General features: G+C 64.2%; 10 protein-coding genes. 4 read left to right on the top strand and 6 right to left on the bottom strand.

Going from position 1 to position 14,130, the window contains the following annotated elements:
- Positions 1-119: 119 nt before the first annotated feature.
- From ftsZ to DIC66_RS15685, 4 genes are all read left to right on the top strand, one after another.
- The gene (gene ftsZ / locus DIC66_RS15700; protein ID WP_117178896.1) at positions 120-1,358 is read left to right on the top strand and encodes a cell division protein FtsZ; all 1,239 of its coding nucleotides are present in this window, start codon (positions 120-122) and stop codon (positions 1,356-1,358) included.
- A gap of 111 nt (positions 1,359-1,469) precedes the next feature.
- A complete protein-coding gene (lpxC, locus tag DIC66_RS15690; protein ID WP_117178894.1) occupies positions 1,470-2,393 on the top strand; it encodes a UDP-3-O-acyl-N-acetylglucosamine deacetylase in 924 nt (307 codons plus the stop codon).
- Positions 2,394-2,423: 30 nt separating this feature from the next.
- Positions 2,424-2,600 carry a hypothetical protein gene (locus DIC66_RS23280; RefSeq protein WP_199534765.1) on the top strand — a complete coding sequence of 59 codons (177 nt, stop codon included), beginning with the start codon at positions 2,424-2,426 and terminating at the stop codon, positions 2,598-2,600.
- A gap of 107 nt (positions 2,601-2,707) precedes the next feature.
- Positions 2,708-4,138, top strand: coding sequence for an aldehyde dehydrogenase family protein (locus DIC66_RS15685; protein WP_117178893.1), 1,431 nt, complete (start codon positions 2,708-2,710; stop codon positions 4,136-4,138).
- Between the two features lie 456 nt (positions 4,139-4,594).
- On the opposite strand, the gene DIC66_RS15680 is transcribed toward DIC66_RS15685, so the two are convergent.
- The 6 genes from DIC66_RS15680 to glgX form a co-directional block, all read right to left on the bottom strand.
- Complete coding sequence (locus DIC66_RS15680) at positions 4,595-4,882, bottom strand: DUF4389 domain-containing protein (protein WP_117178891.1); 288 nt, start codon at positions 4,880-4,882, stop codon at positions 4,595-4,597.
- Between the two features lie 117 nt (positions 4,883-4,999).
- Positions 5,000-7,474, bottom strand: a complete 2,475-nt coding sequence (locus DIC66_RS15675; RefSeq protein WP_117178889.1) for a glycogen/starch/alpha-glucan phosphorylase — start codon at positions 7,472-7,474, stop codon at positions 5,000-5,002.
- A 4-nt stretch (positions 7,475-7,478) separates the two neighbouring features.
- Positions 7,479-8,942: a glycogen synthase GlgA gene (glgA, locus tag DIC66_RS15670; protein WP_117179081.1), complete on the bottom strand. Its 1,464-nt coding sequence runs from the start codon at positions 8,940-8,942 to the stop codon at positions 7,479-7,481.
- Positions 8,943-8,988: 46 nt separating this feature from the next.
- On the bottom strand, positions 8,989-10,287 hold the full coding sequence (gene glgC, locus DIC66_RS15665; RefSeq protein ID WP_117178887.1) for a glucose-1-phosphate adenylyltransferase: 1,299 nt from the start codon (positions 10,285-10,287) through the stop codon (positions 8,989-8,991).
- A gap of 47 nt (positions 10,288-10,334) precedes the next feature.
- A complete protein-coding gene (locus tag DIC66_RS15660) occupies positions 10,335-11,966 on the bottom strand; it encodes an alpha-D-glucose phosphate-specific phosphoglucomutase (protein WP_117178885.1) in 1,632 nt (543 codons plus the stop codon).
- A gap of 34 nt (positions 11,967-12,000) precedes the next feature.
- Positions 12,001-14,115 carry a glycogen debranching protein GlgX gene (gene glgX / locus DIC66_RS15655; RefSeq protein ID WP_117179079.1) on the bottom strand — a complete coding sequence of 705 codons (2,115 nt, stop codon included), beginning with the start codon at positions 14,113-14,115 and terminating at the stop codon, positions 12,001-12,003.
- Positions 14,116-14,130: the final 15 nt, after the last annotated feature.

Below are 14,130 nucleotides of genomic sequence, written 5' to 3'. Positions count from 1 at the left end.
AGGGGAAGCCCGCACTGGCGATGGCGATGCACAGATCCACCAAGGTGATCTGTAAAAGGCAACTGCGACACAAAACACAAGACTAATTCACGTACATTTGACATTCAGGAGTTACACACATGGCCATCGAAATGATTGAAGAAGAAGGTTTTAACCAGGGCACCCAAATCAAGGTGATTGGCGTAGGCGGCGGCGGCGGAAATGCCGTTGAGCACATGATCCAGTCCCGTGTGGACAACGTCGAATTCATCTGCGCCAACACCGATGCGCAGGCACTGACCCGCAGCACGGCGCACAAGACCATCCAGCTCGGTGCCTCCGGCCTGGGCGCTGGCAGCAAGCCCGACAAGGGCCGTGAAGCCGCCGAAATGGCCGAAGCCGATATCCGCGACGCCATCCAGGGCGCGCACATGCTCTTCATCACTGCCGGCATGGGCGGCGGCACCGGCACCGGTGCAGCCCCCATCATTGCCCGCGTGGCCAAGGAGATGGGCATCCTCACCGTGGGCGTGGTCACCAAGCCTTTCGACTTTGAAGGCGGACGCCGCATGAGCAATGCCGACGCCGGTCTGGCTGAGCTCGAAGCCAATGTGGACTCGCTGATCGTGGTGCTGAACGAAAAGCTGCTCGAAGTGCTGGGTGACGATGTCAGCCAGGAAGAAGCTTTTGCCCAGGCCAACGACGTGCTGAAAAACGCCGTGGGCGGCATTGCCGAAATCATCAACGTGCCCGGCCATGTGAACGTCGACTTCGAAGACGTGCGCACCGTCATGGGCGAGCCCGGCAAGGCCATGATGGGCACCGCCATGGCCAAAGGCCCGGACCGCGCCCGCATCGCCGCCGAGCAGGCTGTGGCCTGCCCGCTGCTCGAAGGCATTGACCTGTCGGGCGCCAAAGGTGTGCTGGTGCTGATCACCGCGGCCAAGGGCTCCTTGAAGCTGTCCGAATCCAAGCTGGCCATGAACACCATCCGCGCCTTTGCCTCGCCCGACGCGCATGTCATCTACGGCACTGCCAACGATGACAGCCTGGGCGAAGAAATCCGCGTCACCGTGGTGGCTACCGGCCTGTCCCGCAATGGCCAACGCGCCCGCCCGCCCATCCAGGTGGTGCAGACCCAGCTGCGCACCGGCACCGACAACGTGCCCTTCAACATCCCCACGCTGAACAACGCCGTGGGCGTGCAGAACACAGCCCCCGCCGGCATGGGCCACAGCCAACCCGATTACGGCAGCATGGCCACCCCCAGCGTGTGGCGCACCAACCGCACGCAAGCGGCGGCGCGTGTGGATGCGCTGTCCAGCGGTGGCATGGATGACTACGAGATCCCGGCGTTCCTCAGGAAGCAGGCCGATTAATGTGGCCCCCACGGTCGCCCACTGCGTGTGGCTCCCTGCCCCCCGAGGGGGCCCTCGCGCCTTGGGGCGGCCCGGCGGCGCTCATCTTCTCGCGCCGTTAAAATCGCAGCCGTGCTCAAACAAAGAACCCTCAAGTCCCTCACCCATGCCGTAGGCGTGGGCCTGCACAGCGGCCAGCGTGTGGAAATCACGCTGCGGCCTGCTGCCCCTGACACCGGCATCGTCTTCCGTCGCGTGGACCTGCCACAGGTGGTGGAGATTGCGGTGTCGGCCGAAGCGGTGACGGACACACGGCTGGCCTCCACGCTCTCAAAAGGCAATGCCAAGGTGTTGACGGTGGAACACCTGATGTCGGCCTGTGCTGGCCTGGGCGTGGACAACCTGTATGTGGACATCACGGCCGAGGAGATTCCGATTCTGGACGGCTCGGCCGCCTCCTTTGTGTTCCTGCTGCAAAGCGCGGGCGTCGAGTTGCAGAACGCGCCGCGCCGCTTTATCCGCTTGCTCAAACCCGTGGAAGTGCGCGAGGGGTCCGGCCCCACCGAGAAGTGGGCGCGCCTGGAGCCCTTCCATGGCTACAAGCTCAGCTTCGAGATCGACTTCAACCACCCGGCAGTGGACTCCACTGGCCAGCGCGTGGAGTTTGACCTGAGCACCGGCTCGTATTCACGCGACATCGCGCGTGCCCGCACCTTTGGCTTCACCAAGGACGTGGAGATGATGCGTGCCAACGGCCTGGCCCTGGGCGGCGGGCTGGACAACGCCATCGTCATGGACGACTACAAGGTGCTCAACGCCGATGGCCTGCGCTATGACGACGAGTTCGTGAAGCACAAGATCCTGGACGCCATGGGCGACCTGTATCTGGTGGGCAAGCCGCTGCTGGCCAGCTACTCGGCCTTCCGATCGGGCCACGCCATGAACAACAAACTGCTGCGCGAGCTGCTGGCGCACCAGGACTGCTGGGATGTGGTGACCTTCGAAGATGTGAAGCAGGCACCCGCCGGCTTCGCGCAACCCGCGCGCGCCTGGTAAACACAGCGGTTCATCGCACAAGGCCCACTTATGCTGATCTTCCGCTGGCTGGCTATTCTGTGTGCACTGGGCGTGATCGTCAGCTTCGCGCTGTATGTGGGCACAGGGCAGGAGCGCTTCAAGCGTTTTGGCCTGGTGGTGCTGAAGTGGGCGGTGCTGGCCGGGCTGGGATTTTTCGCGGTACTGATCCTGGAGCGGATCGCCTGAGACGGTGACCGCGTGTGGGGCTGTGCGGGTTTTTGCTCTGCCATGCACCGTGCGGAGCTGACTGCGCGTATTCTTCGTGTTGCCACCTATTTTCAGGACTCCTTCGCATGAACAACCACCTCAAGTTTTACATCAACGGCGCCTGGGTTGACCCGGTCACTCCGGCCACGCTGGACGTCATCAACCCCGCCACCGAAGAAGCCTACACCCGCATTTCCATGGGCAGCGCGGCGGACGTGGACCGTGCCGTGGGCGCAGCCCGTGCGGCTTTTCCGGCCTTTACCCTGACCAGCAAGGCAGAGCGCCTGCAACTGCTCAAACGCATTCTGGAGGTCTACAACGAACGCGCGGAGGACATTGCCCGTGCCGTGTCGGATGAGATGGGTGCGCCCATGGCCTGGGCCCGTGATGCGCAGACCTGGGCCGGCCGGGTGCACCTGGAGGCCACGATTGCGGCGCTGGAAGGCATGGCTTTTGAATCCCAGCGCGGTTCTACCCGCGTAGTGCATGAAGGCATTGGTGTAGCCGCGCTGATCACGCCCTGGAACTGGCCGCTCAACCAGATTGTCTGCAAGGTGGCACCGGCCATTGCCGCGGGCTGCACCGTGGTGCTCAAGCCCAGCGAGATTGCGCCCATCAGCGGCATCGTGTTCTCCGAGATCATGCATGCCGCAGGTACCCCGCCCGGTGTCTACAACATGGTCAATGGAGACGGCCCCTCGGTGGGCCAGGCCATGTCCGGCCACCTGGAAGTGGACATGGTCTCCTTCACCGGGTCTACGCGCGCCGGCATCATGGTGGCCAAGAATGCGGCCGATACTGTCAAGCGCGTAGCGCAGGAGTTGGGTGGCAAATCCCCCAACATCATCCTGGCCGACGCCGACCTGGAGAGCGCGGTGCGCAAGGGCGTGGAAGGCTGCTTTGGCAACACCGGCCAGTCGTGCGACGCGCCCACCCGCATGCTGGTGCCGCGCGCCCTGCATGACCAGGCTTTGGCCATTGCCAAGCAGAGCGCCGAAGGCCACAAGGTGGGCGACCCGCAGGCCGATGACACGGTGCTGGGCCCGGTGGTGAGCGCACTGCAGTTCCAGAAGATCCAGCACATGATTGAGGTGGGTATCCAGGAAGGCGCCACGCTGGTGTCCGGCGGCCTGGGCCGCCCCGAGGGCCTGAGCCGTGGCTACTATGTGCGCCCCACGGTGTTTGGTGGTGTGACGCCCACCATGACCATCGCGCGCGAGGAAATCTTCGGGCCGGTGCTGGCCATCATCCCTTACGACACCGAAGAGGAAGCCATCGCCATTGCCAATGACACGGTGTATGGGCTGGCGGCCTATGTGCAGTCGGGCGACCTGGCGCATGCGCGCCGCGTGGCACGGCAGTTGCGCGCGGGGCAGGTGAACATCAACTACCCGGACTGGGACACGCACGCGCCGTTTGGTGGCTACAAGCAGTCTGGCAACGGCCGTGAGTATGCCGACTGGGGCATCCACGATTTCTTGGAAATCAAGGGGATTGTTGGGTACGGACAGGAGTGAGTGGGCGGGACGACCTCGCTTTTTGACTCCCCCATCCCCCCCGCCCCTTACCCCCCGTCGGGGTAAGGGGTGCCGGGATCGGACAGCCCATTTGGTTTCGTCGCTTCGGCTACGCGCTTACTGGCGTGGCGGCTTTCTTCCTTCCTCACACGCCACACTTCTCTCTTTTATTTGTTTCCGCTCTGTATTTGCGTGCTCTATTTTTTGCTTTGGCTACTTGCCACTTGCCACTTGCCACTTGCCACTTGCCACTGCACAAGCGTCTCCGGCGCTCGGAACTAGCGGCGTGAGCTTTGGGCGAAAAAAAACGGTGGTAACGCACCGTTCGTAATTCTGTATTCGGCGCGAAGCAAGCAAATCGGCTGTCCGTATTAGGCACCCCTTACCCCGACGGGGGGTAAGGGGCGGGGGGGATGGGGGAGTAAAAAAACAGTGGCGTTTAAACAATGGGGGAAGTTAAACATCGGGCCAGTCGCTAAACGGAAAAGGCAATGCCTGGGAAGCAAAGCCCTCAAACTCCGCGATCTGTCGCAGATAGTGCCCCAGGCTGCGGGCAAAGGAGCTCAGGCGCTCGTTCGGGTCTTTGCTGACCAGCACCAAGACCCATTGCGCCAAGGCCAGCACAACCAGCAGGGAGCTGGCCAGCTGGAAGCACAGGGCCAACACAAGCATCAGCAGGGCGCGCAGCCAGATGCTGCGCTCAGCGGACTCGGTGCCGGGCAAAGGGGCAGGGGTGTCAGACATGGTGGCCTCCTGGGGCTGCGATACAAGCCTTGATTGCATCGCACCCCCTGGGGCCCGGCTTGCGCTAACGCAAGCGGTGCAAATTCATGCGGGCCCCGCGGCCCGGCATGACTCTGCTCAGGCTTCGATTTCCAGCGCCGGGCTGTTCCAGATCTTTTCGGCGTATTCCGCAATCGTGCGGTCGGCCGAGAACGGGCCCATGGCCGCCACATTGCGCAGGGCCATGATGGCCCAGGCCTGCGGGTCCAGGTAGGCCGCGTCCACCTTTTCTTGGGCTGCGATGTAGGCGGCATAGTCGCCCAGCAGCAGGTAGTGGTCACCCCAGGTCACCAGCGCGTCATAAATCGACTGGTAGCGCTCGGGCTCCTCGGGGCTGAACAGGCCGCTGCGGATGGCGTTCAGGGTGGCGGCCAGTTCGGGGTTTTTCTCCACGATGCTGGCCGGACGGTAGCCGGTGGCGCGCAGGGTGGCCACCTCGGGCGTGGTCATGCCGAAGATGAAAATGTTATCTGCGCCCACGTTCTGCAAAATCTCTACATTGGCGCCGTCCAGCGTGCCGATGGTGAGCGCGCCGTTGAGCGAGAGCTTCATGTTGCCGGTGCCCGAGGCCTCGGTGCCGGCAGTGGAGATCTGCTCGGACAGGTCGGCTGCGGGGATGATCATCTCGGCCAGGCTGACGCTGTAGTTGGGGATGAACACCACCTTGAGCTTGTTGCCAATGCGCGCATCGTTGTTGATGACTTTGGCCACATCGTTGATCAGGCGGATGATGTTCTTGGCCATGTGGTAGGCCGAAGCCGCCTTGCCGGCAAACACCACTACGCGTGGGACCACCGGTGCGTCCGGGTTGGCCAGGATGCGCTGGTAGCGGGTGATCACATGCAGCACATTGAGCAATTGGCGCTTGTATTCGTGGATGCGTTTCACCTGCACGTCAAACAGCGCATCGGTGGGAATCTCCAGGCCCATGTTCTTCTTCACCCAGGCGGCCAGGCGCTGCTTGTTGACCAGCTTGGCGGCCTGGAAACCGGCGATTACCTTTTCGTTGGTGACCAGCGGCTGCAACTCCTTGAGCTGCGACAGATCACGCCGCCAGCCGGTGCCAATCTTCTTGTCCAAAAGGGCCGAGAGCGCCGGGTTGGCCTGGGCCAGCCAGCGCCGCGGCGTGATGCCGTTGGTCTTGTTGTTGAAGCGCTCGGGCCACAGGCGCGCAAAGTCGGAGAAGATGGATTCCTTCATCAGCTCCGAGTGCAGGGCCGACACGCCGTTGATGCTGTGGCTGGTCAGCACGGCCAGGTAGGCCATGCGCACGCGGCGGTCGCCGTGCTCGTCCACCAGAGACACCTTGCGCAGCATCTCGGCGGCCACGCCGGCCTGGGCCAGGCCGGTGAGGAACTGGGCGTTGATGTCATAAATGATTTGCAGGTGGCGCGGCAGGATGCGCTCGAGCATGCCCACGGGCCAGGTCTCCAGGGCCTCGTGCATCAGCGTGTGGTTGGTGTACGAGAACACGCCCTGGCACAGGCGCCAGGCGTCGGCCCAGGGCAGGTGCTGTTCGTCCAGCAGCAGGCGCATCAGCTCGGGGATGGCCAGCACCGGGTGCGTGTCGTTGAGGTGGATGCTGACTTTGTTGGGCAGGTCTTCAAAGCCCTTGTGGCGGCTCATGTAGCGGCGCAGCAAGTCCTGCACGCTGGCGCTGCAGAAAAAATATTCCTGGTGCAGGCGCAGCTCGCGCCCGGAGTCGGTGGAGTCGTCCGGGTAGAGCACGCGCGAGACGTTCTCGGAATGGTTCTTGGTCTCTACCGCCGCAAAGTAGTTGCCGCGGTTGAAGGCACCCAGGTCGATCTCCTGCGTGGCCTTGGCCGACCAAAGGCGCAGGGTGTTGGTGGCCATGGTGTCGTAGCCGGGGATGATGGTGTCGTAGGCCATGGCCTGCACATCGTTGGAGTCCACCCAGTTGTACTGGTCGCCGTCCTTGACCACACGGCCACCAAAGCGCACGCGGTAGGTGACTTCAGGGCGGGCAAATTCCCAGGGGTTGCCTTGGGTCAGCCAGTAGTCGGGCACTTCGACCTGGCGGCCGTCCACAATGGTCTGGCGGAACATGCCGTAGTCGTAGCGGATGCCGTAGCCAAAGCCGGGGATGTTGAGCGTGGCCATGGAGTCCAGGAAACAGGCCGCAAGGCGCCCCAAGCCGCCGTTGCCCAGGGCCGCGTCGGGCTCGAGCTCGGTGATGGCATCCAGATCCACACCAAAGTCTGCCAGGGCCTGGCGCACGCGTTCGCGCAGGCCCAGGGCCAGCATGGCGTTGCCAAAGGTGCGGCCAATCAGGAACTCCATGGACATGTAGTACACGCGCTTGGCGTCTTGGGCGTACTGGGCGCGCGTGGTCTTCATCCACCGCTCCACCAGCTGGTCGCGCACGGCATAGGCCGCGGCATGCATCCAGTCTTCGGGGCGGGCAGTCTTGGGGTCTTTGCCAACGGTGAACATCAGCTTGTTGGCAATCGCGTGCTTCAGGGATTCAAGGTCCCGGCCCGGTGCATCAAAGGGGAAGTCGGCCAGGGTTTGTGCGGTAGCTTGTGGGGTCATTGGCTTAAATCAGACTCTTGTAAAGGTTGGTGTACTGCTGGGCGGCGCTGGCCCAGTCAAATGCAATTCGCATGCCAGTCTGGCGCACGCGGTTCCAATCGGAGCGGCGGCGGTACAGGGCAAAGGCGCGGCGAATGGCGCGCCGGTAGTCTTGTACATCGAAATCGTTGAAGACAAAGCCGGTGGCGCTCTGGTCGTCCAGGGTTTCCAAGTCGGTGTCCGTCACCGTGTCGGCCAGGCCCCCCACGCGGCGCACCAAAGGCAGGCTGCCGTACTTCATTCCATACATCTGGGTCAGGCCGCAGGGCTCAAAGCGTGAGGGCACCAGGGTGATGTCACTGCCGGCAAAGATGCGGTGCGCCAGGTCTTCGTCATAGCCCAGCTTGAAGGCCACCTGGCTTGGGTGGGCCTTGGCCTGCAGCGTGAAGGCCTGCTCCAGCTGGGTGTCGCCATTGCCCAGCACCAGCAACTGGCCGCCGCGCGAAAGGATCTCCTGCAAACCGGCCAGCACCAGGGGCAATCCCTTTTGCTCAGTGAGGCGGCTGACCACTGTGAACAGCGGTACATCGGCGTCCACGCTCAGGCCGTGGGCGGCCTGCAGTTCAGCCTTGTTGCGGGCCTTGCCGGTCAGGTTGCGCACGTCATAGTGGTGCTGCAGGTGGACGTCGGTGGCCGGGTTCCAGACCGCGTCGTCCACGGCGTTCAGGATGCCGCTCAGGTGGGAAGCGCGCCCGCGCAGCAGGCCGTCCAGGCCGCAGCCCTGCTCGGGTGTCTGGATCTCGCGCGCGTAGGTGGGGCTCACAGTCGTGATGTGGCTGGCGTAAGACAGGCCGGCCTTCATGAAGGAGATCTGGCCGAAGTACTCCATGCCCTGCACGCTGAACACATGGCCGGGCAGGCCCAGGTCGCCAAAGTTCTGCGGCCAGAACACGCCCTGGTAGGCCAGGTTGTGGATGGTGTAGACACTGGGCACGCGCGGGCCCATGCCGGCATTCCACACCGCCAGGCAGGCGGGGGCCAGGGCAGCGTGCCAGTCGTGGCTATGCACCAGTTGGGCGCGCCACAGAGGGTCCAGGCCGTGCGCCAGGTGGGCCGCGGCCCAGCCCAGTGCCGCAAAGCGCCGGTGGTTGTCGGCATAGGGGCGCTTGTTGGCGTCTTCATAGGGGTTGCCGGGGCGGTCATACAGGCCGGGGGCATGGAGCACATAGGCATAGATGGTGTGCTCCTGGGTGCTCAGGGCTGGCAGCGCACCAAACAGAACTTCCACCGATTCGCCCCAGGGTGTGCCAAAGGAGCCCACCCGTACCCCGTCCTTCAGCCCCGCCAGGATCGCCGGGAAGCCGGGCAGCAACACCCGCGCATCACAGCCCTGGGCCTGCAGGGCCAGGGGCAGGGCACCGGCAATGTCGGCCAGACCGCCGGTTTTCAACAAGGGGAATATCTCGGCACTGACTTGCAGAATGCGCATGGGCATGGGGCTTGGGTTCCTTGAAGTGAGGGCTGATGTTACGGTGTCACTGTGTCAGCCGGTTGATCATGTCGCGGGTTACCAGCACCACACCATTTTCGGTGCGCTCGAAGCGCGCTGCATCCAGCGCCGCATCTTCGCCGATCACCAGGCCATCGGGAATGTTGCAGCGCCTGTCCACCACCACCTTGCTGAGGCGGCAGCCCCGGCCAATGGTCACGTCGGGCAGCAGCACGGCTTGGTCAATCACGCAGTAGGAGTGCACGCGCACGCTGGAAAACAGCACCGAGTTGCTGACCACCGAGCCCGACACAATGCAGCCACCCGAGACCATGGTGTTGATAGTCTGGCCGTGCTTGCCTTCTGCGTCCTGCACAAACTTGGCGGGCGGCAGCTGGCGCTGGCTGGTCCAGATGGGCCAGCTGGTGTCATAGATGTCCAGCTCAGGGGTGACCGAGGCCAGGTCCAGGTTGGCTTCCCAGAAGGCGTCAATCGTACCCACGTCGCGCCAGTAGGGCGCGGCCTCCGGTGTGGAGGACACACAGGAGTAAGAGAAGGGGTGGGCAATGGCGCGGCCGTCCTGCACCACGCGCGGAATCACGTCCTTGCCGAAGTCGTGGCTGGAGGACTTGTCGGCAATGTCGGCGTCCAGCAGGGTGTAGAGGTACTGCGCATCAAAGATGTAAATGCCCATGCTGGCCAGGGACACGGCGTCATTGCCGGGCATGGGCGGCGGGTCTGAGGGCTTCTCCACAAACTCGATGATCTTGCGGTTCTCGTCCACGGCCATCACGCCAAAGGCCGAGGCCTCTGCGCGCGGCACCTCGATGCAGCCCACGGTGCAACCAGCACCGCTGTCCACGTGGTCCTTGAGCATCAGCGAGTAGTCCATCTTGTAGACGTGGTCGCCGGCCAGGATCACCACGTACTCGGGGTTGCTGCTCTGGATGATGTCGATGTTCTGGTAGATGGCATCGGCCGTGCCGCGGTACCAGTGTTCTTCGTCCACGCGCTGTTGGGCGGGCAGCAGGTCCACCATCTCATTGAGCTCGGCGCGCAGAAAACTCCAGCCGCGCTGCAGGTGGCGCAAGAGCGAGTGCGATTTGTACTGGGTGATCACACCAATGCGGCGTATGCCGGAGTTCACGCAGTTGGACAGCGCAAAGTCAATGATGCGGAACTTGCCGCCAAAGTACACCGCAGGCTTGGCGCGCCGGTCGGTGAGTTGCTTCAGGCGCGAACCGCGCCCGCCTGCCAGCACCAGGGCAATGGTGCGGCGTACCAGCATGTGGGGCTGGGCCTGGCGGTCGTGTTGGGCAGCCGCAGTGTTTTCCCGAAAATTCATGTGAGCTCCTGTTTTGTAATGGTTTGGTGGGTCGAGGAAAAAAGTCTTCAGGTCATGACGGTGGGCTGGTCCATGCCGGTGCTGTCCCGAATGTGGGCCAGCGTTTGCGCCAGGGCCACCAGTGGCTGCAGCGCGGCTTGCGCCTCCACATCATGGCGACTGGCGTCAGGCTCGTGGCGCTCCAGGTACACGCGCAGGGTGGCGCCCTCGGTACCCGTGCCCGAAAGACGGAACACCACGCGCGAGCCGTCGGTGAGGATGATGCGTATGCCCTGCATGTTGCTCACGCTGCCGTCCACCGGGTCGGTGTAGGCAAAGTCGTCGGCCAAAGCGATGTCACAACCCGCCACCGTGGTGCCCGCCAGGGTGGGCAACTGGGCGCGCAGGCCCGCCATCAGGGTGTCGGCCTGTGCGGTGGGGATGGCTTCGTAATCATGGCGCGAGTAGACGCAGCGGCCGTGTTCGGTCCACAGTTCGCGCACCAGCGTCTCCACCGATTTGCCTGTGACGGCCAGCAGGTTGAGCCAGAACAGCACGGCCCACAGGCCGTCTTTTTCGCGTACATGGCTGGAGCCGGTGCCGTAGCTTTCTTCGCCGCACAGGCTCACGCGGCCGGCGTCCATCAGGTTGCCAAAAAACTTCCAGCCGGTGGGTGTCTCGAAGCAGGGAATGCCCAGGGCTTTGGCCACCCGGTCCACGGCGGTGGAGGTGGGCATGGAGCGCGCCACACCGGCCAGGCCTTTGGCGTAACCGGGTACCCGTTTCGCGTGGGCCGCAATCACGGCCAGGCTGTCGGAAGGGGAGACCACAAAGTTGCGGCCGACCACCATGTTGCGGTCGGCATCGCCGTCCGATGCTGCGCCCATGTCGGGCGCATCAGACGCCGTCATGTGGGCAATCAGGTCCTCGGCGTTGACCGGGTTGGGGTCGGGGTGCAGACCGCCAAAGTCTTCCAGCGGCACTGCATTGACCACGGTGCCTGCTGGCGCGCCCAGCGTGCCTTCCAGCAGGGCCCGGGCATAGGGGCCGCCCACGGCGTTCATGGCGTCAAAGCGCAGCCTGAAGCCGCTGGCAAACAGTTTGCGAATGGCGTCGAAATCAAACAGCGTGCCCATCAGCTCGGCGTACTGGGCCACCGGGTCAATCACAGTGACCTGCATGCCGTCCAGGGTGCTGTCGCCCAGCACGTCCAGGGACACGTCGGCGCCGTCGCTGATGCGGATGCTGCTGAGCTCCTTGGAGCGGGCGAACACCGCTTCGGTGATCTTCTCCGGCGCCGGGCCGCCGTTGGCGATGTTGTATTTGATGCCGAAGTCGCCGTCGGGCCCGCCGGGATTGTGGCTGGCCGAGAGCACGATGCCGCCACTGGCTGCATTGGCGCGAATCACCGCGCTCACTGCCGGTGTGGACAGGATGCCGCCTTGGCCCACCAGCACGCGGGCATAGCCCTTGGCGGCGGCCATACGCAAAATGGTTTGCACCGCCACGCGGTTGTAGTAGCGCCCGTCGCCACCCAGCACCAGGGTCAGGCCACTGGCATCGGGCAGCACATCAAAGAGGGCCTGGACAAAGTTTTCCAGGTAGTGCTTCTGGGCAAACACGGTGACCTTTTTGCGCAGGCCCGAGGTGCCGGGGCGCTGGTCGGAAAACGGGGTGGTGGGCAGGGTCTGGATAGTCATGGGGACTGGGAGGAAGGTGTGGTTCGGATGCGGTTCAGGCGGGGAACAGGGGCTGCGTGCTGGCCAACCACAGGCAGCCTGGGGACAGGGTTTCTTCAGCTGACAACAGAGTGTCGCAGCGGGTTGCGTCTGCGCTGTTGATGTGGCGCAGCCATTGGCCGCTTGGCAGCCGGAAAGTCACGTTGTGGTCAGCGGCATTGAACAGCAGCAGGCAGTCGGACAACTCGGACACGGGCTGTGCACCGGTGTTTTTTTGCGGGCCTGTTGGTGCGACCTGCAGGCGCAGTGCCAGGGCACGGTGCTGGCCGTCATTCCATTCGTCCGGTGTGAGGGCGGTGTCCTGCGGCGTGGACCAGGTGGCGCTGACCTGGCCGGGCACATCGACCGCCTCGGCTTGCCCCGGCTGCCACCAACTGCGGGCCTGCAAAGCCGTGCGCGCGCGGCGTGCCTGCAGCAGCTGCGCCACAAAGGCGCTCAGATCCCGGTCGGCATCCAGCCAGTTCAGCCAGGTGAGCGCGTTGTCCTGGCAATAGGCGTTGTTGTTGCCCTTCTGGCTGTGGCCCAGGTCGTCACCGGCCAGCAGCATCGGTGTGCCCAGGGAGAACACGGTGGCGGCCAGCAGGGTGCGTTTGCGTTGCAGGCGCAGGGCGCGGATGGCGGCATCGTCCGTGGTCCCTTCGGCGCCAAAGTTGTTGCTGAGGTTGTGGCCATGCCCGTCGCGGTTGTCTTCGCCATTGGCCAGGTTGTGGCGCTGGTGGTAGCTGACCAGGTCGGTGAGCGTGAAGCCGTCGTGTGCGGTGATGAAGTTCACGCTGCTGTGCGCGCCGCGCCATTGCGGGTGAAACGATTCGCTGGAGCCGGCCAGACGCTGGGCCACAGCCCCCAGATGCTCCTGGCCACACAACCAGAAAGCGCGCTGGGTGTCGCGGAACTTGTCGTTCCACTCCAGCCAGCCGGGTGGAAAGCTCCCCATCTGGTAGCCGCCCGGGCCTATGTCCCAGGGCTCGGCCACCATCAGTTTGGTGCTCAGCACCGGGTCTTGTGCCACGGCCATCAAAAAGGGCGCGTGGCTGGCAAAGCGGTACTGCGTGTCCTGCGCGCCGCGCGCCAGCACCGGTGCCAGGTCAAAACGGAAGCCGTCCACCCCATACGCCTGCACCCAGTGGCGCAGGCTGTCCATCACGCAGCGCAGTACCAGCGGTTCATTGAGGTTGACGCAGTTGCCGCAGCCCGTCCAGTTCATGTAGTGCGCGGGGCTGTCGGGCTGCAGGTGGTAGTAGCTTGCGTTGTCGATGCCGCGCAGGCTGAGCGTGGGGCCCAGCTCATCGGTCTCGGCGGTGTGGTTGTAGACCACATCCAGAATCACTTCCAGCCCGGCCTGGTGCAGCGCGTCGACCATGGCCTTGCATTCGCTGCGCGCTGTGGTGCCCTCGGTGCCGCTCCAGTAGCGGTTCTCGGGCGCGCTCCAGGCAACGGAGCTGTAGCCCCAGTAATTGGTCAGGCCCAGGTTCAGCAGCCGCACCTCGTCGGCCCGCTGCGCCACCGGCATCAGGCACACGGTGGTGATGCCCAGCTTCTTCAGGTGGGCAATGGCAGCCGGGTGGGCCAGGCCGGCATAGCTGCCGCGCAGCTTGATGGGAACGTCCGGGTGCAGGGCGGTAAAGCCCTTGATGTGCAGTTCATAGAGCACGCGCTGTGCCGGGTCCACCACGGGGCCGGGCACCGGGGCTGGCAGCTCAGCCGCCACGCGTGCCTTGAGCGCGACAGTGGCGTTGTCGCGGGTGTCTGGCAGCTCGGGGTTGCTGGCGTCATGGCCCAGGAAAAGGTCCTGGCCCCGGTAGCTTCCCACCACCTCGCGGGCATACGGGTCCAGCACCACTTTGGCCGGGTTGAAGCGGTGGCCCTGCTGCGGTGCCCAGGGGCCATGCACGCGCCAGCCATAGACCAAGCCGGCTTGGGCACCCGGCAGAAAACCGTGCCAGATGCCATCGGTGCAGGCGGGCAAATACACACGCGCAGTCTCCGTGCTGCCCGTGGCATCAAACAGGCACAGCTCCACGGCCTGTGCGTTGGGTGCGGCCAGGCAGAAGTTCACGCCACCGCTTTGCAGCGTGGCGCCCAGGGCGTGGGCGTGGCCAGGTTCAAGCATCATGTCCACCACCTA

It is taken from the genome of Rhodoferax lacus, from assembly GCF_003415675.1.
Taxonomy (GTDB): Bacteria; Pseudomonadota; Gammaproteobacteria; order Burkholderiales; family Burkholderiaceae_C; genus Allorhodoferax; species Allorhodoferax lacus.
This window is presented reverse-complemented; position numbering and strand designations above follow the sequence as displayed.

Coding starts and splice junctions, on each gene's coding strand:
- glgC (WP_117178887.1), bottom strand. CDS start 10,287: ATGAATTTTCGGGAAAACACTGCGGCTGCCCAACACGACCGCCAGGCC.
- DIC66_RS15680 (WP_117178891.1), bottom strand. CDS start 4,882: ATGTCTGACACCCCTGCCCCTTTGCCCGGCACCGAGTCCGCTGAGCGC.
- DIC66_RS15685 (WP_117178893.1), top strand. CDS start 2,708: ATGAACAACCACCTCAAGTTTTACATCAACGGCGCCTGGGTTGACCCG.
- glgA (WP_117179081.1), bottom strand. CDS start 8,942: ATGCGCATTCTGCAAGTCAGTGCCGAGATATTCCCCTTGTTGAAAACC.
- DIC66_RS23280 (WP_199534765.1), top strand. CDS start 2,424: ATGCTGATCTTCCGCTGGCTGGCTATTCTGTGTGCACTGGGCGTGATC.
- ftsZ (WP_117178896.1), top strand. CDS start 120: ATGGCCATCGAAATGATTGAAGAAGAAGGTTTTAACCAGGGCACCCAA.
- DIC66_RS15675 (WP_117178889.1), bottom strand. CDS start 7,474: ATGACCCCACAAGCTACCGCACAAACCCTGGCCGACTTCCCCTTTGAT.
- DIC66_RS15660 (WP_117178885.1), bottom strand. CDS start 11,966: ATGACTATCCAGACCCTGCCCACCACCCCGTTTTCCGACCAGCGCCCC.
- glgX (WP_117179079.1), bottom strand. CDS start 14,115: ATGCTTGAACCTGGCCACGCCCACGCCCTGGGCGCCACGCTGCAAAGC.